Source organism: Candidatus Terasakiella magnetica, assembly GCF_900093605.1.
In the GTDB taxonomy this organism is placed as follows: Bacteria; Pseudomonadota; Alphaproteobacteria; order Rhodospirillales; family Terasakiellaceae; genus Terasakiella; species Terasakiella magnetica.
In genome coordinates, this window is the sequence record NZ_FLYE01000001.1 from 370,059 (window position 1) to 394,675 (window position 24,617).

Below are 24,617 nucleotides of genomic sequence, written 5' to 3' on the forward strand. Positions count from 1 at the left end.
ACTTGATTGCTCAACACAAGTGAACTGACTTAACATTTATAATTATTAGTGCAGACAATACTGCGTATAAGTCAAAAAAACAATTACTCTCCTTGATTTTCAGGCTCGCTTGTTAAGCGACGCACTGTTTCGTCATGGCCTAACACAGCCATAACTTCAAAGACAGACGGCGAAACGGTTGAACCTGTCAATGCAACGCGGATGGGTTGGGCGATTTTACCCAAACCAACTTCTTGCTTTTCAGCCAAGGACTTAGCTGCATTTTCAAGGTTTTCCTGTGTCCAGTCAGACACAGTATCAAGGCTTGCCACAAACTGCGCTAACAATTCCTTGGCATTGCCTTTATTCATAAGTTTCAAAGCTTTGTCATTATAGGTAAAGGGCAGGGCGCGCATATAAAAGCTTGCGCTTTCTGCCAGTTCCAACAAAGTTTTGGCACGTTCTTTTAGTCCGGGCATACCAGCTACAAGCCAGCTTTCACCCTCACTATTAAATTTCTCGCCCAATTCAGCTTTCATCAGCGGCAAAACAAGCTCGGCAAGTCGCGCATCGTCTGATTGGCGGATATAATCAAAATTCAAAGCCGTCAGTTTGGCCGTATCAAAGCGTGCTGGCGCTTTGCCGATACCATCAAGATCAAACCATTCAATGGCTTTATCGCGTGGAATAAATTCTTCATCCCCACGGCCCCAACCAAGGCGCAACAGATAGTTACACATGGCTTCCGGCAAAAAGCCTTCATCGCGGTAACTCGATGCTGCCAAAGCACCATGGCGTTTAGACAGTTTTTTACCATCTGATCCATGAATAAGTGGAATATGGGCAAACTGCGGTGTTTCCCAGCCCATGGCATCATAAATTACTTTTTGGCGAAAGGCGTTGGTAAGATGGTCATCCCCACGAATAGCATGGGTGACACCCATATCATGGTCATCAACAACCACAGCCAACATATAAGTCGGTGTGCCATCGCCGCGCAGCAAAATCATATCATCGATTTTGTCGTTGGAAACTTTCACGTCACCCTGAACAGAATCTTCAATGACTGTCTCACCCTCAAGCGGTGCTTTTAGACGTACAACAGGTTTTACACCTTCAGGCGGTGTCGCATCACTATCGCGCCAGCGGCGATCATAAGCAACAGTGCGACCTTGTGCACGGGCCTTTTCGCGCATTTCAGTGAGTTCTTCAGGGGTGCAATAGCAATAATAGGCTTTGCCTTCATCCAGCAATTGCTGGGCAACTTCAGCATGGCGCTCACGGCGGTCAAATTGTGAAACGGCGTCACCGTCCCAATCAAGACCCAGCCAGTTTAAGCCTTCATAGATTTTTTCTACCGCATCGTCGGTTGAACGCTCACGGTCGGTATCTTCAATTCTAAGAAGGAATTTACCATTATGACGACGGGCATAAAGCCAGTTAAAAAGGGCAGTGCGCGCCCCTCCAATGTGGAGGTAGCCAGTAGGCGATGGTGCAAATCGTGTAACGACACTCATGTAGACAAAATCTTTGTTGTTTCTTTAGTTGTGGCGTTGTGTACCATATAAAAAAGAGATGTGCATTAGTTGGTTTGTAAAAAATGTGGTTAAAAAAACGGCAAAAAACGATAAGTCGTTATTTTTCAATGCTTATTAGAACTTTCAAATCCCAAGAAAAAGATAATTTTTTCCTGTGGATTCCAGTTCTACTTGGTACTGGGATCGCATTTTATTTTGGTATGACCACAGAAATACCTGTTTGGACAGGTTTAACTTGCGTAATTATAAGTGGTGTGACCACGTATTATTTGCGCGATTATTACATTGCCTACTTAAGTACTATAGCATTGACTATAGTATTCGTCGGTTTTTCTTCAGCACAATTGCGCAGCTATTATGTGGATACAAATATCCTCCCTTATAGCTTTGGTCCCGCAGTAATTCAGGGCCGAATCGCTCAGGCCACACCCACAGAGAAGGGAGTGAAAATTGTCCTCGATAACTTGCAAATCGCCCGATTGCGCGCAGATCACGTGCCAAGCACCCTGCGATTACATGTAAATTCAACTAAAAACCAAGTGAGAACAGGTCAATGGGTCAAAGCCCGCGCCATGTTAAAACCACCACCGCAACCTTCAAGCCCAGATGGTTTTGATTATCAACGCCATGCCTACTTTCAAAAAATAGGCGCCATTGGGTTTAGTTATGGGGCTGTTACAATCCTAAAAGAAACACCAGGTGGTTTTCTCAGCCTGTTTGATGATTTGCGCCTTTCTATTCAAGAGCGCATTAGCCAGACCTTTCATGAAGATGATGACAAAGATATCAAAGCCCTTGCCATTGCTTTTCTTACAGGCAACAAAAATGTCATTGATGAAGCCACCCACGAAACCGTGCGTATATCCGGCCTTGCCCATCTCTTGGCGATTTCAGGCCTTCATATTGGCTTGGTCAGCTCCATTGCCTTTTTTAGTATTCGCTTGATTTTAGCCTATATCCCCAACATGGCCTTGCGCTATCCCATTAAAAAATGGGCCGCCGTTGGGGCCATACTCGCAGCCCTTTTCTTTACATTACTCACCGGGGCGAGCGTGCCAACGGTGCGCGCCTTTATCATGTGCGCAGTTGTCTTTAGCGGCATCTTGCTTGATCGCAAAGCCATCTCTCTTCGCACTGTGGCCTTAGCCGCCATTGTTATTTTACTGACTTACCCAGAAAGCCTGCTTGGGGCCAGCTTCCAGCTTTCTTTCGCTGCCGTAACAGCCCTTGTGGCATTTTATGAAAATCGCAAAACCGATTTCAATTCCTTTGCGCCTGTGCGTTATGTGAAAGAGATTTTTAATTCCAGCCTCATTGCCTCAGGCGCGACCATGCCTTTTGCGGCCTATCATTTTCACCGCATCGCCCTTTGGGGGATTGGCGCAAATCTTCTGGCTATTCCCATCACGGTATTCTGGGTCATGCCCTTTGGCTTACTCTCACTCGCTTTGATGCCAATAGGGTTTGAATATTTCCCCTTAATGGTCATGGGGTGGGGGATTGAAAGCCTGCTTTGGGTCGCTCAACAGACCGCTGAGCTTCCTTTTGCACAACTTTCTATTGAGGCCATCTCAACTGGCTCCCTCATCCTCATCACATTAGGCGGGATAATCGTTTGCTTTATGACAGGGCCTTTGCGTCATACTGGCATCGCTGTTCTTATGATTGGTTTAAGCTTTAACCTTTTTAACCAGACACCCGATATTTTGATTAATGGGGATGGAAAACTCAGTGCTATTCATCAGGAAAACGGGCACGTGCTTATGTCTCAAATGCGCAACAGCAGCTATACCCGAAACAACTGGCTAAAACGCTGGGGAGAGATGGATACAGCGGCACAAACATATGATCAACTTTTAGACTGTGATCAACAAGGGTGCCGTTATCTGCATAAATCAACCCAGCAAGTAATTTTTAACCGGCAATCCCTTGCCTTAAGAGAAGACTGTCAAAATGCAGACTTGCTGATTACCCCGTTAAATAGCCCGCTCAATTGCCCAAAACCGCACCATATTATTGATGCGCACGACCTAAAGACAAAAGGGGCTCATGCCATCTATTTTAACGAGGGTGACATTCATATCGTTTCCGTAAAAGACAAGCGCGGGCAACGCCCTTGGACGGTTTACGGGGATTAAAGCGTGCAGACACAAAGCCCTTAATATTTACGGATCAACCCAACAAGACGACCCTGAATTCTCACTCGTTCTGGCTGAAAGGTGCGGGTTTGATAAGCTGCGTTTGCAGGCTCCAGCGCAACAGCGCCGCCTTTGCGACGCAATGTCTTTAAAGTTGCTTCTTCCTGATCCACAAGTGCCACAACAATGGCACCATTTTCTGCTGTGGTACATTTCTGGATCACAACCGTATCACCATCATTGATACCTGCTTCGATCATGGAATCACCTTCAACTTCCAACGCATAGTGATTACCAAGCCCCAACAGGCTTGCCGGCACATCCACATGGTTAGAATTATCCTGTAAGGCCTCAATGGGCGTACCCGCTGCAATCTTGCCAACCATGGGCAGCTCGACCGCTTCAGAATCAGGTAGAACATCTGTATTGGTGCCAATGGCCGCTTCAACACCACCCACCTGATTTTTCATTTCATTGAAATCAGTGATTTTGGAACTGTCTGAGCGCAGTGGCGCATTAAGCTGATCTTGGTTTTCAGGCACGCGCAACACTTCAACCGCACGGGCACGATGGGGCAGGCGGCGAATAAAGCCACGTTCTTCCAACCCTGTGATCAAGCGGTGAATGCCGGACTTTGATTTTAAATCCAGCGCTTCTTTCATTTCATCATAAGAGGGCGACACACCTGTATCTTTTAAACGCTTTTCCAGAAACAAAAGCAGGTCATATTGTTTTTTCGTCAGCATGGGTCGCATCCTTCAAAATAAAAAAGGAACAAAAGTAAAACACATATAATGTTCTACTTTAGTTCCCTCTTATCGTCAAGAACAAAAGAAGTACTTTTCTTAGACCGAAAGCAAACTGTCATTCACATAAATCACGTCTGTCTCATCACCTGCCTTTAAAGCTTCGCCATGAACCGCGCGAATGATAAACCCTTCACAATGGGCAAGGTTTGCCAGCATAGAGCTATCTTGCTTATCATACGGTGTTGCAACTAAACGACCCGCATCATCGCGTGAAAAGACAGCACGCATATATTCTTGGCGAATACCGTTCTTTGGCACATCTGCACCAAGGATCGCCCGGATCGGTTTATCCTGCTCAAATGGCAAGCCTTGCATTTTGCGCAATGCGGCACGTAAGAAAATAAAGGCTGTTACATAGGAAGACACCGGGTTACCCGGCAAGCCCATGGCAGGCGTATCACCGATTTTGCCAAACATAAATGGCTTACCCGGCTTAATGGCAATGCGCCAAAAATCAATATCCAAGCCTTCTTCACCCAGTACGTTGCGCACAAGGTCATATTCCCCAACTGATACACCGCCAGAGGTCACAAGGATATCTGCCCCATCAAGGCCGGCCAATGTGGCGCGCAAGGACTCTTCTGTATCGCCTGCAATACCCAAATTAATTGCTTCCCCGCCCATGGCTGTAACCATAGCAGCGACCATCAAACTGTTAGAGCTGATAATCTGGCTTTGACGTACCGCTTCACCGGGCATGACCAGCTCATCACCTGTGGCAAGAATGGCAACGCGTGGCTTGCGATAGACCTTAACCCATGGGACATTCATGGCACATAAAAGGCCGATGTCACGCGCACTGAGCAATTGCCCCGTTTTGACCAGAACATCACCTTCACTAAAATCCAAGCCCGCACGGCGCACAAACTTACCTTCAAAGGCCACTTCTTTAAAAGTGATCTGATCGCCCTCTACATCGCTATCTTCCTGCATGATCACCGCATCCGCACCAGCGGGTAGGGGAGCACCTGTAAAGATGCGCACACATTGACCTGACACAAGCGTGTCTTCAAAGGGGCCACCCGCTTGTGATTCACCCACGCGGGTCAAGCTCACAGGCTGGTTTTGAATATCAGAGGATAAAACCGCATATCCATCCATGGAGGAGACAGCAGATGGCGGCTGGGTTAAGCGCGCTGCTACATCTTCTGCCAACACACGGCCTACGGCTTGTGCCACACTGATTTGTTCTGAGGCAAGGGTATGGATACCGGCCTCTACCTTGGCAAAGGCTTCATCAAGGGGCAGCAAACTCATGAGGCTATAAACTTTCCTGAATTACCGCCGTCCTTATAGGTCAAGCGCACATCCGTAATCGTCATGCCCTTATCGATGGCTTTACACATGTCATAAACCGTCAAACAAGCAATGGAGACCGCACTTAAAGCTTCCATTTCGACCCCGGTACGGCCCTTAAGCTTACAGGTGCCTTCCACATCAACAGCGTTGCGCTCAGGATCGCAGGTGAGCTCCACCTTTACAGAGGTCAATGCCAATGGGTGACATAGCGGAATAAGATCAGGCGTCTTTTTCGCCCCCATAATACCAGCAAGCTGCGCAACGGGCAGAACGTCACCTTTCTTCATGGTGCCATCCATTATGCGCGCCAATGTTTCTGGCTGCATAATGATACTGCCTTTAGCCGTGGCAACACGCTCGGTAATGTCTTTTTCAGAGACATCCACCATTACGGCATTACCATCTTGATCGATATGCGTAAAATTCTCGCCCATAATCTTCTTAGTCCTTTTTTGCCAGAAGCGTTCTTGTTGCTTCTTCTACATCGTCTTGACGCATTAATGATTCACCAACCAAGAAACAGTTCGCATTGACTTTGGACATGCGTGATAAATCTTCGGGGCTAAAGATCCCGCTTTCACACACAAGCATACGGTCTTGCGGCACCATGGTTGAAAGGCGCTCTGTGGTTGTCAGGCTGATTTCCATGGTCTTGAGGTTACGGTTATTCACCCCAATCAATTTGGATTTAAGCTTTAGTGCGCGTTCCATCTCTTCTTCGTCATGGACCTCAATAAGACAATCCATCCCATAAGACATGGCAAGTTCTTCTAACTGGCCAGCTTCTTCATCATTAAGGGCTGCCATGATGATCAAGATACAATCTGCACCAAGTGCGCGCGCTTCAACCACCTGATAAGGATCAACCATAAAGTCCTTGCGCAAGACCGGAAGGTTTACGGCTTGGCGCGCCACTACCAGATATTCATCCGCACCTTGAAAGTACGGCACATCGGTAAGCACAGACATACATGCCGCCCCACCTGCCTCATATGATTTGGCAATGGTGATCGGGTCAAAATCTGCGCGGATCAACCCTTTAGATGGAGAGGCTTTTTTAATCTCGGCAATCAGGCCATATTGCTTGGCACGAACGCGCGAGCGCAACGCACTGATAAAACCACGTGGTGCTGAGGCCTGTTGGGCGGCGACTTCCAATATGCTGATATCTTTTCGGGATTTACAGCCTGCAACATACTCACGCTTGTCATCACAGATTTTTGCAAGAATATCACTCACTGGCTTAACCCTCATTCGTGATGGTAACAAGTTTTTGCAAAACGTCCTTTGCCTTGCCACTATCAATGGATTGCGCAGCAAGTTCCATACCCGCCTCAATGCTCTCCACCTTATCAGCCACCATTAAGGACGCTGCGGCATTAAGCAATACCACATCGCGGTACGCCCCTTTTTCCCCATCAAGTAAGCGATGAATAGCAGCAGCGTTATATTCACCATCGCCACCTTTTAAATCATCTTCTTGAGCAAGGGTGATGCCGTAATCTGCCGGATTTATTTCAAACTCACGCACAGTGCCGTTAGCATATTCTGCCACAAAGGACGAACCTGTTGTTGTGAGCTCATCCATCCCGTCAGAACCATGAACGACCCAGACTTTTTCACTACCTAAACGGCCCAGAACTTCTGCAAGCGGGCGTACCCACTCTTTGGCAAACACACCTGTCATCTGGCGCTTCACACCAGCAGGGTTGGAAATAGGCCCAAGCAGGTTAAAAACCGTGCGCGTGCCCATTTCAACGCGTGGTCCACCGACAAAGCGCATGGCGCTATGATAAAGCGGTGCCATCATGAAACCGATCCCAGCCTGTGCAATAGCTTTTTCTACCACCGGGATTTCAGCCTGCATATTCACCCCAAGGCAAGATAGAACATCTGCGGCGCCAGATTTTGACGACAAAGCTTTATTGCCGTGCTTTGCCACAAAAAGACCGCAGCCTGCCACCACAAGGGCAGTGGCTGTTGAGATATTCAATGTCCCCTTGGCGTCCCCGCCTGTCCCCACAATATCAATGGCATCAGCAGGGGCGGAAACCTTATTCATCTGCTCGCGCATGGTTGTGGCTGCGGCTGTGATTTCATCAACCGTTTCACCGCGCACCCGCAAAGCCATCAAAAACGCACCGATCTGGGCTTGGGTGGCTTCACCCGTCATAATCAGATCAAAGGCGGCTTTGGCTTCATCTTGGCTTAAAGCCTGACCATCTGCGACCTTGGCGATGGTTGGTTTCATTGCGTCACTCATTTGCTTATCCCTGTTCTTTGGCAAGTGTGAGGAAGTTTTCCAAAATTTTATGTCCATACTCAGAAGCAATGCTTTCTGGATGGAACTGCACCCCATGGATTGGATATTCTTTATGCTGAACCCCCATGATGACACCATCTTGGGTTTCTGCTGTAACTTCAAGACAATCAGGTACGCTCATTGGATCAATCGTTAAAGAATGATAACGCGTCACATCCAGCGGGGAGGGGATATCAACAAACACCCCTTTGTTGGTGTGTACGATGGGGCTGACCTTGCCATGCATGGGCTGCGGGGCGCGCACAACGCTGCCACCAAATGCCTGACCGATTGATTGATGACCAAGACACACACCAAAGATCGGCAACTTACCAGCTGCTTTTTCAATCAACTCAAGGCAGATACCAGCCTGATCAGGATCACATGGACCGGGCGATAAAATAATTCCATCCGGTGCCATTTCCATGGCTTCATCAGCCGTTAACACATCGTTACGACGTACTTCTATATCTGCACCCAGTTCACCAAAATAATGAACGAGGTTGTATGTAAAGCTATCGTAGTTATCAATTAATAAAAACATTTCAATATCTTATTTACTATACTTAAAGCACCACACTAAGCACTAAAAGCGACTCAAAACCGTCATGAAGGGGCAGAATGCAAGGTGACCGACGCGAGGTCAAGACGCAATTTTTATCACTTGACCTTGCCCTTACTGGAAGGAGCATATAACATTACAGTAAGATGGAAAGTTAAAACAATGGCAACCTATAAACTACAAATCACGGGCATGAGCTGTGCAGCCTGTTCAGCACGTATCGAAAAAGTCCTCAACCGCATGGATGATGTGGAAGAAGCAAGTGTCAATTTGGCTATTGAACAGGCCAATGTCCTTGTTCGCAATGAGACTTTAAGCCAAGACGATATCATTACCAAAATCGAAAAAGCTGGTTTTGGCGCAACCCCTGTGGAAGATGCCCCAAAACAGGAGGAGGAAAAGCCAAATTCAAACGAGCTTTACCTGCTAATTGGTTGCCTCGCCCTAACCACACCGCTTGTTGCCCCTATGATTGCCATGCCTTTTGGCAAAGACCTCCATCTTGATGGGCTTATTCAGCTGTTTTTAGCCTTACCTGTACAGATTGTCGCGACTTATCGCTTTTATCCCTCTGCTTGGGGGGCTTTAAAGGGGCTTACAGGCAATATGGACCTTTTGGTTGCCATTGGCACCACAGCTGCCTTTGGACTTAGTCTCTATATGCTTTTTGGTACAACAGACACACATCCCGCCCTTTACTTTGAAGCCTCCGCAGCCGTGACAAGCCTTGTACTGCTGGGCAAGTGGCTGGAGAACCGCGCCAAGCATGGGGTTACACAAGCCATTCGCGCCCTTATCAAGCTGCGCCCTGAAACGGCACGCAAGTTTGAAAACAACCGTGAAACCAATGTTCCCATCAATGAAATCATCGTTGGTGATAAAATCCTCATTAAGCCGGGGGAGCATATTCCTGTTGATGGCACAGTACTGAGCGGGGAAAGCGAAGTTGATGAGTCCATGCTCACAGGGGAAAGCCTCCCCGTTGCCAAGGCATTTGGGGCAAAGGTTACTGGCGGGTCCGTAAATGGCTCAGGCCTTTTGATTGTCAAAACCACGTCAGTGGGTAAAGAAACCGTCCTATCCAAAATCATTGAAATGATCCAGGGCGCACAAGCCAGCAAAGCCCCTGTGCAAAAACTGGCTGATAAAATTGCCGCTGTTTTTGTCCCCATTGTCTGTTTGATTGCGCTTGTGACCTTGATCGGCTGGACCCTTTATGGCGCTACCCTTGATCAAGCCATCATTAATGCGGTCACCGTGCTTGTTATTGCGTGTCCTTGCGCCCTTGGCCTTGCAACACCCACAGCCATTATGGCAGGCACCGGTGTTGGGGCCAAATATGGGATTTTAATAAAGGATGCCCAATCCCTTGAAATCGCCAACCAAATCGATACGGTTATCTTTGATAAAACGGGCACGCTCACAGAAGGTAAGCCGCAGATCGCCTCTGAACGTGGCAAATATTTCAACATTGCCGCCAGCCTACAACATGGCAGCGAACATCCCCTTGCCAAGGCCTTTCCAACCGATAGCCCCATCACAGTGGAAAATTTCAAAGCCACAACAGGCCACGGCATTGAAGGCAGCCTTGAAGGAACCCACTATCGCCTTGGTAACCGCAAGCATATGAAAGCAGATACATCTGCTTTCCAAGAGCAGGCTGAGACGTTTGAAAATGACGGATTTAGCGTAATCTGGCTTGAAAACGAGGCGCAAATTCTCTCTATTTTCGCGGTTGGCGATACTTCAAAGGAAACTTCAACTCAGGCCGTTAATATATTGAAATCAAAAAATATTAACCCCATCCTGATTAGCGGCGATACTCAAAGGACAGCCGAAAAACTGGCTTCTCAAGTCGGTATCGAAACGACCTTTGCAGAAGTGCTTCCCCAAGATAAAGCAAGCCATGTTTCTAAACTCCAAAAACAAGGCGCTGTCGTTGCCATGGTTGGTGACGGAGTCAATGATGCTCCGGCCTTAGCCACGGCTGATGTAAGCTTTGCTATGGGGACAGGTTCAGACGTTGCCATTCATAGCGCGGGTATTACCTTGATGCGCTCAGACCCGATCCTTGTGCCGCAAGCCATTGAAATTTCAAAAGAAACCTATAAAAAGATCAAACAGAACCTTTTTTGGGCCTTTTTCTATAATGTGATCGCACTTCCCGCCGCTGCTTTTGGTCTTTTAAATCCGGTAATTGCCGGTGGTGCAATGGCGCTCAGTAGTGTAAGTGTTGTCACCAACTCGTTATTGTTAAAACGGTGGAAGCCATGAATATCAGCAAGGTTTCAAAACTCACAGGCGTAACCTCAAAGACCATTCGCTATTATGAGAGCATTGGCTTGATGCCGGAGCCTGCGCGGGCAGAAAATGGCTATCGCGATTATTGCGACCAAGATGTTGAAATTCTGCGTTTTATTCAAAGTGCGCGCAAAATGGGCTTTCCGCTAAAAGACGTCGGTAACCTTCTGGCGCTATGGAACGATAAAAACCGTGCCTCGCGTGATGTGCGCGAACTTGCCAAGCGTCATATCGATGAAATTGAATCTCGCATTCAGGAACTTGAAGATATTCGTAATACATTGAAAAACCTTGTTGATTGCTGCCAAGGTGACGATCGCCCCGATTGTCCGATCCTCAATAGCTTTGCAAAGGAAAGTGATTGTGGCTGCACCGAATAAAAAGCGAAAAAACAGCAAAAAGAAAAAGGGCCGCAGCAAGGCGAAGAAAAAAGGCCTGAACTATCCGGTGATGTTTGGTGTCTTGCTGGTGGGCGCACTTGTTTATGGCGGGGTCTATTTTAAAGACCGTATTTTGCCCAAGGAAGAAGTCGTTACGCCTAAAAAAGTCACCATGGCTTGGTATAAAAACCATACCGAACCTGTTGGTATGATCCGTATGCCCGATGCACCGCTGATCTTAAGCGATACGGAAGCAGAAATTGATACAACGATTGTTGAAATCAAACCCAAAAAGCCTGTTACTCTTGAGTTTAAGCAAAAACAGGCCCCACGGGTTGCACATGTGGAGCTAGCAGCCAAACCCAAGCCGCCTGCACCAACAATCTATGAGGAGGCGCTACCCCAAGACGTCTATACGCCTAAGGTCATTGTTCCCGTAAAGCCAAAAACAGTACAAAAGCCTGAACCTGTTCTTGCACCAACCCAAGCCCCTCGCACGACACAGCCGCGCTGGATGAAATATGCCTTAAAAGTCAAGCCAACACCACATAAGCCGATGATTGCACTGGTGATTGATGACCTTGGGCTTGATCGCAAACGCACGGCACGCACAGTGGCCTTGCCCGGCCCCATGACCATGGCCTTTATTCCTTATTCAAAGAATTTGCGCAAACAAACGAGTACGGCACGAAGGGCAGGCCACGAACTGCTTGTTCACTTACCGATGGAGCCCATTAATCAAAAGGTTGATGCAGGTCCCAACCATCTTCACACCGGCTTGGCTGATGAAGATTTAAAAGAACGCATTCATTGGAACCTTGAGCGTTTTGAAGGTTATGTCGGGGTCAACAACCATATGGGCAGCTTGGCAACCGCCAATAAAAAAGTCATGACAGCCCTCATGGAAGAGCTGCGCACACGTGAAATGTTGTTTTTAGACTCCCGTACCAATGCCAGTTCTGTGGGGGCGAAGATTGCCCTGCAAGAAGGCGTGCCTTTTGCTGAGCGCAACGTCTTTCTTGATAATGTGAATGAAAAAGATGCTGTGCTCAAACAATTAAGTTTATTGGAAAAAGTTTCTTTAAAAACAGGTTACGCTGTTGGTATTGGTCACCCCCGTGATGGCACAATTGCCGCTCTTAAAGAATGGCTTCCTCTCATTGAATCAAAGGGTTTTACCCTTGTTCCCATTTCCCAAATCGTCTTGAAAAACCAAGGCCTCAGTTAAGGAGTTTAAAATGTCTAATAGCTATATCGTAGAGGGGATGACCTGTGGTCACTGCGCCCAAGCTGTAACCAATGCGCTTAAGTCTATTAAGGACTCTGCAGAGATTGAAATTGAACTAGACAGCAAAAAAGTCACCATCAATGGCCTTGATGATGAAGCTGCCATTAAAGAAGCCGTTGAAGATGCGGGCTTTGATTTTATGGGTAAGGCATAAGGTAAAACTGTCATGCTGGCAAAAGCCAGCCATCCAGTATCAGGCCAAAGGTGGACACTGGCTTTTGCCAGTGTCACACATTATTTATCGCTTAATTTGATGAGCTTTCATCAGAGGCAAATTTATAAGCTTCTTCTGCTGCGCGCACTAAGGCACGGGCCTTGTTGATGCTTTCTTGATATTCACCCTCAGGGCTACTATCAGCAACCACACCACCGCCAGCTTGCACATACATCTTGCCATCTTTTAACAAGGCTGTGCGCAGGGCAATGGCTGTATCCATATCGCCATTGGCCCCGAAATAGCCGATACATCCGGCATAAAAGCTTCGGCGCTCAGGCTCCAGCTCATCAATGATTTCCATAGCGCGCACTTTTGGCGCACCGGAAACCGTACCAGCGGGGAAACCGCCCACAAGCGCATCCATATTATCAAAACGCTCGCTATCCAGCTCACCCACAACGTTTGAAACAATATGCATCACGTGGGAATAAAGCTCGACAATCATTTGATCGGTTACTTTGACCGTGCCGATTTTTGCCACACGCCCCACATCATTGCGCCCCAAATCCAGCAGCATTAAATGTTCTGCCAACTCTTTTGGGTCTGAAAGCAGGTCTTCTTTCAAAGCTTGATCTTCTGCTGCATCAGCACCGCGAACACGCGTCCCTGCAATTGGGCGTATTGTCACTTCACCATCGCGTTGACGTACCAAAATTTCTGGGCTTGAACCCACAAGGGTAAATTCACCAAAATTCAGGAAGAACAAAAACGGCGACGGGTTAAGGCGACGAAGGGAGCGATAAAGGGAAAAATGCGGTAATTCAAAGGGCAGGGTGAAACGTTGCGATAAAACCGCCTGAAAGATATCACCAGCTAGAATATATTCCTGTGCCTTATGAACCATGTCATGAAACTGTTCACGCGACATGTTTGATACAGGTTGGGGCAAATCCCCGATGTCATCATTAAAGTTTCTATTCACCCGCAGGCTTTGTTGCATATCTTCAACGATTTCCTGAAGGCGATCAAGCGCGCCATCATAGGCATTTTTCGCATCCACACCTTGTTCTACACGAACAGGGGTAACAATGGTCACCACATCTTCAATATTATCAAATGCGGCAATGATGGTGGGGCGCATAAACAAACCATCGGGAACGCCAATTGGGTCTGGATTACTATCTGGCAGCTTTTCCATCAAGCGTACCGTATCATAGCCCATATAACCCACAAGACCCGCTGCCATAGGGGGCAGATGGTCTGGTAGATCAATGGAGCTTTCATCAATAAGGGCACGCAGGCTGTTTAAAGACTCTTTATCACAAGGCTCAAACGCATCGCGATCAATGCCAGCCTTGCGGTTAATTTCGGCTTTTTGACCAAAACAGCGCCATGTGAGGTCCGGCTTTAAGCCAAGGAAGGAATAACGACCACGTTTTGCCCCACCTTCAACGGATTCAAGCAAAAAGCTATCAGGCTTGCCATCAGCCAGTTTCATCATGGCAGAAACAGGCGTTTCTAAATCCGCAACCTGCTTTGTCCAGACGACTTGAGCCTCGCCTTTATTATAGCTCGCCTCAAAATCTTTAAATGCCGGATATGTCTTCATGTTACTGCTGCTCTTGTACGAAGAGACGGTTCATTGTGCCACGGTCAACTTTAACCTGATAACGCGTACGTAGCGCATTTACAAACTGACCTTGCAAGTCTGTTGATACACCATTTGCCATAGAGCGGCGCAATTCATTGATCTGGTTTTGATCTTGCGTACCTTCCATAGATTTAATGTCGCGCAAAACCGCGATAACATGACCTTCTTGTGTTTCACCACTTGCTGTTTCACCAACCTTGGCTGCAAACAAGGCCTTAACCACATCTTGTGGCAAAGGCGCGTTAAAGCGTGTAAAGCCTGCTTCTGATTTCACTTCAAAGCTCGCTTCTTTCGCTGCAACCATCAAAGACGTGCCGCCTTTAACTTTTTTCAGCAATTCTTCAGCCTTTGTTTTGGCTGCATTGCTTTTCTGGTTATCGGCAACGATTGTCTTAGCCACCTCTTTTACCGTTTCAAACGAACGTGCTTTGCTCTGCGTTACACCATCAACGCGCACCATGAAATATCCGCCATTGCCATCATCCTTCATGGCTGGCTCAGCATTCATATCGAGCTTGAAGGCTTCTTCAAGGATTGTCGCCTGATTAAAGAGCGCTTTAATCGGCGTGCCTTCTGTGTTTGAGCCTGACTTATCAGCCGCTTCAATCACCATGAGGTCAAAGCCTGCTGTCTTGGCGGCTTCTTCAATGGTTGCACCGCCACCCATGGCATCTTCTACATCGTTTGAGATACCAAACAATTCTTCACCCGCCATTTCAGTGGCAAGTGCATTACGAAGCTGGTCACGGACTTCCTCAAAAGAAGGGTTCACCGCTTGCGTAACAGCAGAGACACGAACAATGTGCCAGCCCAGTAAAGATTTGATCGGCGCACTGGCAGAACCCGCAGATAGGGCAAAAGTCGCCTCGCGCAATTCTTCAGGGAGTTCTTCTTTGGTTACATCACCAAGGGAGAGAACATCACTTGAGAGTGCTGAAAATTCTTTACCCGCGGCTAATTTAGCAGCGGCGGCTTTTGCCTCGTCTTCAGTTGAAAAGACAATTTGGTCAACCGTGCGACGCGCGGGCTTTTTGAAATCACCTTGGCGCTCAGCAAATGCATCTTCGATATTTTCTAATGGCACATCGATATTTTCAGCCACATCACCCGGTGTAATATGTAGCAAAGTTAATTTGCGATATTCCGGTGCCATGAAGTTTTTGATGTTCTCATCATAATATTTACGCACATCCGCATCAGATGGGGCAGGGAGTTCACCAACGTCCGTTTTCTTGATCAAGACCACATCGGCAGAACGTTTTTCCTGACGATGCTTATAAAGGTCTTTGGCGACCTGCTCAGGCATTGTTGCGCCACTCACCAAGACGCTAATGATTTGTTCGCGCGATAGATCATCACGCACCAGCTCAATATATTGTGCTTCATTTAACTGGTTGGAAAACATGACCTGTTCAAAACGTGGGCGGCTGAATTTGCCATTATCTTGAAACATTTCAGTTTCGTGAATAGACTTGCGCACCAGCTCGTCACTAATGGCAACATCCATGTCATTAGCACTTACGGCTAAAAGCGTGCGGTTTACAGCACGATCAACAACACTGCCGCCAATCGCCATGGAAAGGTTATCGTTCACAGCCTGATCACCGGTGAGCTGACGCATACGTGCCATTTCGCGCTGAAAGTCGCGATAAACTTCCTGTGCTGAGATTTCCACACCCCCAACAGTCGCAACACTGCTTCCTGTTGTAGCAGGGCGCAACATATCGCCAATTCCCCAAGCTGCAAAACTTGCAATCAAAAGGAAGAGAAGAGTCTTTACGACAATTGAATTTGAATTTTTGCGAAAACCTTCGAGCATGATGAAGTCTATCCGATAGAAATAAGTTATAAATTGTTGCGCATCATAAGAAAGGAAACACAACCCCGCAATGGTTAAACACGTTAATTTTGCCAAGATTGTGACAAAGTGAATAAATCAATGGAACTCAGCATAAGAATTGTGTAAAAACAGCATCAAATATCACTGTAGATATAGAGGACATATTATAATGACTGAGCGTCGCCCCCTGATCGCTGGTAACTGGAAAATGAACGGCCTTCGCGCAGATGCACGTCGCCTTGCTGTTGAGATTGGCACGTTGCGCCAATTCAAGCCTGATGCCGCCTTTGATTTGCTGGTCTGCCCACCTTTTACTGTTCTTGAAGCTGTCAGTCAGATGATTGAAAACACAGGTGTCTATCTGGGGGCTCAAACCTGCCATGTTGCAGAAAAAGGCGCTCATACGGGTGATATCAGTGCCGCCATGGTGGCAGATTCAGGTTGCTCCCATGTGATTTTAGGTCATTCTGAGCGCCGCACAAATCATGCAGAAACCAATGATCAAGTTAACGCTCAAGCCAAAGCAGCCCATGAACAAAGCCTGATTGCGATTATCTGTGTTGGTGAAACCGAAGCAGAACGCGAAAGCGGCAAAGCCCTAGAAGTTGTTGCAGAACAGGTTAAAGCCTCCGTTCCTGATGATTCTTCTTATGGCAATACGGTCATTGCCTATGAGCCCGTTTGGGCCATTGGCACAGGAAAAGTTGCGACTCCAGATGATGTTCAGGAAGTTCACGCCAACATTCGCAAAGTCTTGGCAGAGAAACTTGGCCAAGAAGAAGCCGACGGCATTCGTATTTTATATGGTGGTTCCATGAAACCGGAAAATGCCAAGGAATTGCTGGCTTTAGGCGATGTTGATGGCGGGCTTATTGGTGGTGCATCATTAAAAGCAGAAGATTTTTGGGCAATTGCACAAAGTTGTCCTAGCATTTAACAAAACTTCGCGCTAAAAGAAGCGCCAAGATTTATACCACGGGCGTGAAAATGATTTTTCCCGCTCGTTTGACTTGTTTGATTTAAAGGATGGAAGAGAAGCGATGACAAACGTACTTCTCGTTATTCACTTGGTCTTGTGCCTCGGCCTGATCATTTTGGTTTTGATCCAACGCTCTGAAGGTGGCGCACTTAGCGGCCTTGGTGGCGGTGGCGCTAGTGGCGGTGGCATGGGTGGCCTGATGACAGGTCGTTCAGCATCCAGCCTACTTACACGCGCAACAGGCCTTCTGGCTGGTGGTTTTATGCTGACAAGCTTGATCCTGTCATTGCTTGCCAATGCAGATCGCAACAACACCTCCATCTTGGATACAGAAACAACAGCACCTGCTGCTCAGGAACAACCGGCTGCACCAAAAGCTGACAAGCCGACTGAGCCGGGCGCGCCTCTGGCAAAATAATTTTTCGCTTTATTTTTTTAAAAGTGAACTTGAAATTAGATGAAAGAGGCGGTCAAATGGCTGCCTCTTCTTCTTTGAATGAAATTTATCGACGTTTAGGTTTTTGACATGGCAGCACGTTATATCTTTATTACTGGCGGTGTGGTTTCCTCATTAGGAAAAGGCTTGGGTTCTGCGGCTTTAGGCGCTTGTTTGCAATCCCGTGGATTTAAGGTTCGCTTGCGCAAACTCGACCCCTATCTAAACGTTGACCCGGGTACAATGAGCCCGTACCAACATGGTGAAGTCTTTGTGACTGATGATGGGGCCGAAACCGATCTTGACCTTGGTCACTATGAGCGTTTCACCTCTGTAAGCGCCATGCAAAGTGATAACGTCACATCGGGTCGAATCTACTCCAGCGTCATTCAAAAAGAACGTGCTGGTGAATATCTTGGTGCCACAGTACAAGTTATTCCCCATGTGACCGAAGCCATAAAAAACTTCACCAAAGACAATGTGACCGATGAAGACTTCATTCTTGTTGAAGTTGGCGGTACGGTTGGTGATATCGAATCTCTGCCATTCTTGGAAGCCATTCGCCAAATGGGCAATGAGCTGGGCCGTGGTCGTGCCATGTATTTGCACACCACACTGGTTCCCTACATTCCGGCTGCAGGTGAGCTGAAGACAAAACCGACACAACACTCTGTAAAAGAATTACTTGGTCTGGGTATCAGCCCGGATGCATTACTATGTCGTTGTGATCGTGAAATTCCAGCAGGTGAGCGCCGCAAAATCGCGCTTTTCTGTAACGTGGCTGAAGATGCGGTTATTCCGGCATTGGATGTAGACACCATTTATCGTGTGCCACTTTCTTATCATGCAGAAGGACTTGATACGGTTGTTCTGAAACACTTCGGCATGGCCGCACCTGAGCCTGACCTTTCCAAATGGGAAGAGATCGTTCACCGTGTGCTTGAGCCAGAAGGTGAAGTCAATGTTGCCATCGTTGGTAAATATACTGAACTTCTAGAAGCTTATAAATCACTGGCTGAAGCCCTTACCCATGGCGGTATTGCCAATACGGTCAAGGTAAACCAGCATTGGATCGATGCCGAAACACTTCTTGAAGAAGATGGTTTAAAGCAACTTGAAGATAAAGATGCAATCCTCGTTCCCGGTGGTTTTGGTGAACGTGGTGCAGAAGGTAAAATTACGGCTATTAACTATGCCCGTACCAACAAGGTCCCATATTTTGGGATTTGTTTGGGTATGCAGATGGCAGTTGTGGAAATGGCGCGCAATATGGCCGGCATTGACGGGGCAGGGTCATCTGAATTTGGTGGCTGTAAAACACCAATCGTTGGCCTGATGACCGAATGGGAAAAAGACGGTTCCAAAGAAACCCGTGACCAAGATGGTGATCTGGGCGGGACCATGCGCTTGGGCGCTTACCCTTGTAAGATGGTGCCTGATACATTGGCATGGAAAATCTATCATGAAGCCGATGAAATTTCTGAGCGTCACCGTCACCGTTATGAAGTAAACGTTGAGTTTAAAGATCAGCTTGAAAAAGCTGGCATGAAATTCTCTGGTCTTTCTCCTGATGGGGTTCTGCCAGAAATCGTTGAACTTCCAGACCATCCTTTCTTTGTTGCCGTGCAGTTCCACCCTGAACTGAAATCACGCCCAACAGACCCACATCCGATCTTTACAGCATTCATTGAAGCTGCAATCCAGCAGAGCCGCTTGGTTTAAAGAAAATAAGGAATTAAAAGCATGGTTGCACCAAAACACGTTCAGGTCGGCAATGTCACATTTGGCAATGATCTTCCGTTTTGTTTGATTGCGGGCCCCTGTTCAATGGAAGGGCGCACCCATGCTTTGGAAATGGCCCATGCGCTGACAGAAATGTGCAGTGAACTGGGCATCGGGCTGATTTACAAATCCTCATTTGATAAAGCCAACCGTACCTCGGTTGAAGGTAACCGCGGGATTGGCATTATGCCGGCCATGTCCATCTTTCAAGAAGTTAAAGAAGTTTTTGGCTGCCCTGTAATTACAGATGTCCATACCGAAGACCAATGCGCGGTTGTGGGCGAAGTCTGTGACATGATGCAAATCCCAGCTTTTCTATGTCGCCAAACAGACCTGTTGTTAGCCGCAGGACAAACCGGCAAAGCGGTTAATGTTAAAAAAGGTCAGTTCCTGGCACCTGGCGATATGCCCAATGTCGTCAAAAAAGTCGCCTCAACAGGTAATGAAAATATCCTGATTACCGAGCGGGGCTCAAGCTTTGGCTATAACACGCTTGTGACTGACATGCGCGGCCTGCCGCAAATGGCCCTTGATACAGGCTATCCGGTGATTATTGATTGTACCCATTCGGTTCAACAGCCGGGCGGACATGGCACAAGTTCTGGTGGACGTCGTGAACTCGCCCCTGTTATTGCACGCTCAGCATTGGCCTTGGGTATTGCTGGTGTCTTTGCCGAAACACATGAAGACCCGGATAAAGCCATTTCAGATGGGCCGAACATGATCCCGGTTCAAAAACTCAAAGGCGTGTTGCAAACACTCAAAGCCATTGATGAAGTGGCAAAAGCAAACCCTGTCGATCTTATTGGTATGGCAACTTATTGAGTATTTACATGAACAAACATCTTCTTTAGATTGTTCTGATGAATAAAAACTTCATAGTTTTGCATATTATAGTCGTATTGACCTTGCTCATTTGCAGCAATGGTTCGCGTGCTGACTCAGAGTATTATGCTGATTTATCAATTCCTCTCGTTGAAGAGATCAGCTTAAATCTTGATAAAAAATTTGATGGCTATCATGGTAAAATCGTCAAACAAATCCTTGACCAATATCCTGATAAAATCAGTTTTAACCTGACCTCACCTAAACATGCCTATGAAGCCTTTTATAAGGGCAGATATTCCTGTGTGACGCCAGACAGTAAATCCTATTACGACCTGCCAAACGACTTTGTAGATTCCACTGCGCTCAGTTCTGTTGATTGGGTCATCGTGCAACGTAAAGGCACAAAGCCGATCTTGTCCAAAAAAGACCTTATTGGTTTAAGCGTTGGAAGTTTCTATGCACCTGAAGAAATTGCCTCAATCGTGCCACAAGAAGGCGTTGTCTATGATGTCATTCCAAACCACAGCACCATTTTGCGCAAAGTTGCAGCAAGACGAAATGACATTGCCATTCTTCCCCAAGTCGGTCTGACAAAACTCATTGCAAAAAGAGAAGAGCTGAAGGATCTAACCTTTGAAATCTCTCCTAAAATTGCAACGGTTGCCGAAGCTATCATGTGTCATGATACAAAACGTGGACGAGAGATTATTAAGCTCGTCAATCAAGGCTTAAAAGCAATCAACAAAAAACAGCCCTAAATTTCTTGCATTTTGGGCCTCAAAGAAGTATCTAGGGCGCATTAATTTACATTTCTGTTTTCCCAGATCAAAGAGGGCTTTTTAATGAGCGCCATTATCGATATTCACGGTCGCGAAATTCTCGACAGCCGTGGTAACCCTACTGTTGAAGTTGACGTTTTGTTGGAATCCGGTGCGTTTGGTCGCGCTGCTGTTCCATCTGGTGCATCTACGGGTGTACACGAAGCTGTTGAACTGCGTGATGGCGATAAAGGCCGTTACCTCGGTAAAGGTGTTGAAAATGCTGTTGAAGCTGTAAATGGCGAAATCTTTGATGCCCTTTGCGGTATGGAAGCTGACGACCAGCTTGCAGTTGATCGCACCATGATCGATCTGGATGGTACAGAAAATAAAGGCCGCCTTGGTGCCAACGCAATGTTGGGTGTTTCCATGGCTGTTGCACGCGCAGCTGCTGATGAAGCTGGCCTGCCGCTTTATAAATACCTCGGCGGTGTATTTGCCCGTGAATTGCCAGTGCCATTGATGAACATCATCAACGGTGGCGCACATGCTGATAACCCAGTTGATATTCAAGAATTCATGATCATGCCAGTTGGCGCAGCTTCAATTCGCGAAGCCATCCGTATGGGCGCTGAAGTCTTCCATGCACTCAAAGCTGCTTTGAAAGCTGCCGGTCACAACACCAACGTGGGTGACGAAGGTGGTTTTGCACCGGGTGTTGCCTCCTCTGAAGAAGCCCTTTCTTTCATCATGACAGCCATTGAAAATGCTGGCTACAAAGCGGGTGATGATATCGTTCTTGCCCTTGATGTTGCTTCTTCTGAATTTTATAAAGATGGCAAGTATGAGCTGGCGGGCGAGGGCAAATCCCTTTCTTCTGCAGAAATGGCTGATTACTTGGCTGATCTGGTTGAGAAATTCCCAATCGTTTCTATCGAAGACGGTATGGACGAAGATGACTGGGACGGCTGGAAAATCCTTACAGACAAAATTGGCGACAAATGCCAACTTGTTGGGGACGACCTGTTTGTGACAAACCCAATTCGCTTGGCTAAAGGTATTGAGAACAACACAGCAAACTCCATCCTCGTGAAAGTAAACCAGATCGGTACACTTTCTGAGACATTGGAAGCTGTAGAAATGGCTCAAAAATCAAAATACACAGCTGTGATCTCTCACCGTTCTGGTGAGACAGAAGATTCAACAATCTCTGACATCGCTGTTGCAACAAATGCTGGTCAAATCAAAACAGGCTCACTGAGCCGTTCTGATCGTGTTGCGAAATACAACCAACTGATCCGCATTGAAGAAGAACTCGGCTCAACAGCAATCTACGCTGGTCGTAAAGTTCTACGCTAAAGAATCTACAGGTCTTAACCTGTCAGACTTATCATGAGAAAGGCTGTCTCTGTATTGAGGCAGCCTTTTTTTATTTTTTCCCCAAGAGTCTTAATTCAGGTTAGGATTTGTTTACCATTTAGAGTCATAAAGAATGTCTATTGATACATCTTTTGGATAGTCGGATTAAATGAAGGCACTGCGCAACATTCTTACCAAGTTTCAGCCGGGGGTATTCCTGCCGGTGCTTGGTGTGTTCGTAGTTCTGTATTTTGCTTATTACTTTGTTCAAGGTGATGGGGGTATTCGTGCGCTTTTGGATTATGAAGCCCGCGTTGAAAAAACCAAAGTACAGCTTGCCAAGGTCAAAGCCAAACGTGAACGCCTAGAACATCGCGTTTCTCTGTTGCGCTCAGACAGTCTTGATCCCGACCTGCTTGAAGAACGCGCCCGCGCCGTTTTAAACTTCGCTCATCCAAATGAAATTGCCATTATTATTAAATGAGGCATCTGCCATGACTGCTCAATCTTTACCCAACCCACCTTATTATGCAGTCATTTTCGTTAATCAACGAACCGAACAAGATAGCGATGGCTATTCCCACACCGCTGATAAAATGGTTGAGCTGGCAGAACAGCAAAACGGTTTTCTTGGCCTTGAAAGCGTGCGCGATGAAAAAGGCAAGGGGATCACCGTTTCTTATTGGAAAGATACCACGGCAATCGAAAACTGGAAAAACGATGTTGAACATTGTGAAGCCAGACAAAAGGGTAAAGATAAATGGTATGAAGATTACCAACTTCAAATTGCCAAAGTCGAACATGGTTATCGCTGGATCCGTAATTAAACGAATCGCACAAGCCAATTGGTACTGACATACCGTTTTTCATTTTCAGTACCATTTCCGCACTGCAAAATAGCTATATTTCAGTTAAATGACGTTTTTGTTTACTGACTGAACAACTTTAACAACAGTTTTATTAACTGCATTATAGTTAAAACCCTTATTTTCCAAGGGGTTTAAAATTTAGCCTTTTTGCATATTCACACAGGGCGTACGCACAAACCCTGACAAGTAAGTTAATCATAATCGAGTTAATCATTCATTTTGCATTGCAAAACAATACCTTCGCCTGTGCGAAAAACTTGCCATAAAGCTCCATATGCGTTTCAAAGGAACATCAAATTTGCTTCGCACAAATGCCTTTCACGGTCAGCCAAGGGGAGCCCTTATGGCAACACAAACTAAACGCACAACTCGGGGAAAGAAAAAAGCACCCGAGGCGACACCAGAAGAACTTATCCAGTATTATAAGGAAATGTTGTTGATCCGCCGCTTTGAAGAAAAAGCAGGTCAATTATACGGCATGGGTCTTATCGGTGGGTTCTGTCACCTTTACATCGGACAAGAAGCCGTCGTTGTCGGCATTCAGTCCATTGCAAACCCGCAAGACACCTTAATCACATCTTATCGTGATCACGGTCATATGCTCGCCTGTGGTATGGACCCAGACGGTGTTATGGCTGAATTGACAGGCCGTGAGGGCGGTTTGTCAAAAGGTAAAGGTGGGTCCATGCATATGTTCTCAAAAGAGAGCGGTTTTTATGGCGGCCACGGTATCGTTGGCGCCCAAATCCCGTTGGGAACAGGTCTTGCTTTTGGTCACAAATACAATGAAGACGGCGGCGTGAACTTTGCCTATATGGGTGATGGCGCTGTTAACCAAGGCCAAGTCTATGAAGCCTTTAACATGGCAGCCCTTTGGAAATTGCCTGTTGTTTATGTAATTGAAAACAACCAATACGGCATGGGTACATCAATTGAACGTGCCTCAAGCAACACAAACCTTTCTGAGCGCGGTGCGGCACACGGTATCCCCGGCATTCAGGTTAACGGTATGAGTGTTCTTGAAGTTCGCGAAGCTGCAAAAGAAGCTGCTGAAAAATGTCGCCGTGGCGAAGGACCTGTCATTCTTGAAATGAAGACCTATCGTTATCGCGGTCACTCTATGTCTGATCCTGCGAAATATCGCGCTAAAGAAGAAGTTCAAAAAGTTCGCTCAGAAAGTGATCCGATTGATTTCGTACGCGCGCTTCTTATTGATGGCGGTCATATGGATGAAGCCGGTCTTAAAGAGATCGACAAATCGATTAAAGCCGTTGTGACAAAATCCGCAGAATTTGCCCAAACCAGCCCGGAACCAGCCGAAAGTGAGCTGTGGACCGACGTGTTGGTCGAAGCGTAAAGCTA

At 46.9% G+C, this 24,617-nt stretch carries 23 protein-coding genes; 14 read left to right on the top strand and 9 right to left on the bottom strand.

Annotated features, from left to right (window positions below):
* Positions 1–83 precede the first annotated feature (83 nt).
* Positions 84–1,496, bottom strand: a complete 1,413-nt coding sequence (gltX, locus tag MTBPR1_RS01450; protein ID WP_069185760.1) for a glutamate--tRNA ligase — start codon at positions 1,494–1,496, stop codon at positions 84–86.
* Positions 1,497–1,717: 221 nt separating this feature from the next.
* Here gltX and MTBPR1_RS01455 point away from each other — a divergent pair, with 221 nt between their 5' ends.
* Complete coding sequence (locus MTBPR1_RS01455; protein WP_165602589.1) at positions 1,718–3,655, top strand: ComEC/Rec2 family competence protein; 1,938 nt, start codon at positions 1,718–1,720, stop codon at positions 3,653–3,655.
* A 20-nt stretch (positions 3,656–3,675) separates the two neighbouring features.
* On the opposite strand, the gene lexA is transcribed toward MTBPR1_RS01455, so the two are convergent.
* The 6 genes from lexA to MTBPR1_RS01485 form a co-directional block, all read right to left on the bottom strand.
* Positions 3,676–4,401 carry a transcriptional repressor LexA gene (lexA, locus tag MTBPR1_RS01460; protein WP_069185762.1) on the bottom strand — a complete coding sequence of 242 codons (726 nt, stop codon included), beginning with the start codon at positions 4,399–4,401 and terminating at the stop codon, positions 3,676–3,678.
* A 99-nt stretch (positions 4,402–4,500) separates the two neighbouring features.
* Positions 4,501–5,721 carry a molybdopterin molybdotransferase MoeA gene (locus MTBPR1_RS01465; RefSeq protein ID WP_069185763.1) on the bottom strand — a complete coding sequence of 407 codons (1,221 nt, stop codon included), beginning with the start codon at positions 5,719–5,721 and terminating at the stop codon, positions 4,501–4,503.
* Entirely contained in the window at positions 5,718–6,197 is a 480-nt protein-coding gene (gene moaC / locus MTBPR1_RS01470; protein ID WP_069185764.1) for a cyclic pyranopterin monophosphate synthase MoaC, read from the bottom strand. Before moaC ends, MTBPR1_RS01465 begins: the two co-directional genes overlap by 4 nt.
* A gap of 7 nt (positions 6,198–6,204) precedes the next feature.
* On the bottom strand, positions 6,205–7,002 hold the full coding sequence (trpC, locus tag MTBPR1_RS01475; protein ID WP_069186064.1) for an indole-3-glycerol phosphate synthase TrpC: 798 nt from the start codon (positions 7,000–7,002) through the stop codon (positions 6,205–6,207).
* A 4-nt stretch (positions 7,003–7,006) separates the two neighbouring features.
* The gene (trpD, locus tag MTBPR1_RS01480; RefSeq protein WP_069185765.1) at positions 7,007–8,026 is read right to left on the bottom strand and encodes an anthranilate phosphoribosyltransferase; all 1,020 of its coding nucleotides are present in this window, start codon (positions 8,024–8,026) and stop codon (positions 7,007–7,009) included.
* A 4-nt stretch (positions 8,027–8,030) separates the two neighbouring features.
* A complete protein-coding gene (locus tag MTBPR1_RS01485; RefSeq protein ID WP_069185766.1) occupies positions 8,031–8,609 on the bottom strand; it encodes an anthranilate synthase component II in 579 nt (192 codons plus the stop codon).
* Between the two features lie 180 nt (positions 8,610–8,789).
* On the opposite strand from MTBPR1_RS01485, the gene MTBPR1_RS01490 reads away from it, so the two are divergent.
* The 4 genes from MTBPR1_RS01490 to MTBPR1_RS01505 are packed head-to-tail and all read left to right on the top strand — an operon-like array spanning position 8,790 to position 12,750.
* The gene (locus MTBPR1_RS01490) at positions 8,790–10,901 is read left to right on the top strand and encodes a heavy metal translocating P-type ATPase (RefSeq protein WP_069185767.1); all 2,112 of its coding nucleotides are present in this window, start codon (positions 8,790–8,792) and stop codon (positions 10,899–10,901) included.
* Positions 10,898–11,308: a Cu(I)-responsive transcriptional regulator gene (gene cueR / locus MTBPR1_RS01495; protein WP_069185768.1), complete on the top strand. Its 411-nt coding sequence runs from the start codon at positions 10,898–10,900 to the stop codon at positions 11,306–11,308. The genes MTBPR1_RS01490 and cueR overlap by 4 nt, the downstream gene beginning before the upstream one ends.
* The gene (locus MTBPR1_RS01500; protein WP_069185769.1) at positions 11,292–12,536 is read left to right on the top strand and encodes a divergent polysaccharide deacetylase family protein; all 1,245 of its coding nucleotides are present in this window, start codon (positions 11,292–11,294) and stop codon (positions 12,534–12,536) included. Before cueR ends, MTBPR1_RS01500 begins: the two co-directional genes overlap by 17 nt.
* A 10-nt stretch (positions 12,537–12,546) precedes the next feature.
* Positions 12,547–12,750 (top strand): heavy-metal-associated domain-containing protein, encoded by a 204-nt coding sequence (locus MTBPR1_RS01505; protein ID WP_069185770.1) that lies wholly within the window; start codon positions 12,547–12,549, stop codon positions 12,748–12,750.
* 91 nt (positions 12,751–12,841) lie between these two features.
* Here the strand turns inward: MTBPR1_RS01505 and trpE are convergent, their stop codons facing one another.
* Both trpE and MTBPR1_RS01515 read right to left on the bottom strand, forming a co-directional pair.
* On the bottom strand, positions 12,842–14,362 hold the full coding sequence (gene trpE, locus MTBPR1_RS01510; RefSeq protein ID WP_069185771.1) for an anthranilate synthase component I: 1,521 nt from the start codon (positions 14,360–14,362) through the stop codon (positions 12,842–12,844).
* 1 nt (position 14,363) lies between these two features.
* Positions 14,364–16,223: a peptidylprolyl isomerase gene (locus tag MTBPR1_RS01515; RefSeq protein WP_069185772.1), complete on the bottom strand. Its 1,860-nt coding sequence runs from the start codon at positions 16,221–16,223 to the stop codon at positions 14,364–14,366.
* Positions 16,224–16,413: 190 nt separating this feature from the next.
* Here MTBPR1_RS01515 and tpiA point away from each other — a divergent pair, with 190 nt between their 5' ends.
* From tpiA to pdhA, 9 genes are all read left to right on the top strand, one after another.
* Positions 16,414–17,181 carry a triose-phosphate isomerase gene (gene tpiA / locus MTBPR1_RS01520; protein WP_069185773.1) on the top strand — a complete coding sequence of 256 codons (768 nt, stop codon included), beginning with the start codon at positions 16,414–16,416 and terminating at the stop codon, positions 17,179–17,181.
* A 103-nt stretch (positions 17,182–17,284) separates the two neighbouring features.
* Positions 17,285–17,641: a preprotein translocase subunit SecG gene (secG, locus tag MTBPR1_RS01525; RefSeq protein WP_069185774.1), complete on the top strand. Its 357-nt coding sequence runs from the start codon at positions 17,285–17,287 to the stop codon at positions 17,639–17,641.
* A 108-nt stretch (positions 17,642–17,749) separates the two neighbouring features.
* Positions 17,750–19,381 carry a CTP synthase gene (locus MTBPR1_RS01530; protein ID WP_069185775.1) on the top strand — a complete coding sequence of 544 codons (1,632 nt, stop codon included), beginning with the start codon at positions 17,750–17,752 and terminating at the stop codon, positions 19,379–19,381.
* Between the two features lie 21 nt (positions 19,382–19,402).
* Positions 19,403–20,266 (top strand): 3-deoxy-8-phosphooctulonate synthase, encoded by an 864-nt coding sequence (gene kdsA / locus MTBPR1_RS01535; protein ID WP_069185776.1) that lies wholly within the window; start codon positions 19,403–19,405, stop codon positions 20,264–20,266.
* A gap of 38 nt (positions 20,267–20,304) precedes the next feature.
* Positions 20,305–21,027 carry a type 2 periplasmic-binding domain-containing protein gene (locus tag MTBPR1_RS01540; protein WP_069185777.1) on the top strand — a complete coding sequence of 241 codons (723 nt, stop codon included), beginning with the start codon at positions 20,305–20,307 and terminating at the stop codon, positions 21,025–21,027.
* A gap of 84 nt (positions 21,028–21,111) precedes the next feature.
* A complete protein-coding gene (gene eno / locus MTBPR1_RS01545) occupies positions 21,112–22,386 on the top strand; it encodes a phosphopyruvate hydratase (RefSeq protein WP_069185778.1) in 1,275 nt (424 codons plus the stop codon).
* Between the two features lie 169 nt (positions 22,387–22,555).
* On the top strand, positions 22,556–22,870 hold the full coding sequence (locus tag MTBPR1_RS01550; protein ID WP_083222817.1) for an FtsB family cell division protein: 315 nt from the start codon (positions 22,556–22,558) through the stop codon (positions 22,868–22,870).
* Positions 22,871–22,880: 10 nt separating this feature from the next.
* Positions 22,881–23,213: an antibiotic biosynthesis monooxygenase family protein gene (locus MTBPR1_RS01555; protein WP_069185779.1), complete on the top strand. Its 333-nt coding sequence runs from the start codon at positions 22,881–22,883 to the stop codon at positions 23,211–23,213.
* 385 nt (positions 23,214–23,598) lie between these two features.
* Positions 23,599–24,612 carry a pyruvate dehydrogenase (acetyl-transferring) E1 component subunit alpha gene (gene pdhA / locus MTBPR1_RS01560; RefSeq protein WP_069186066.1) on the top strand — a complete coding sequence of 338 codons (1,014 nt, stop codon included), beginning with the start codon at positions 23,599–23,601 and terminating at the stop codon, positions 24,610–24,612.
* Positions 24,613–24,617 lie beyond the last annotated feature (5 nt).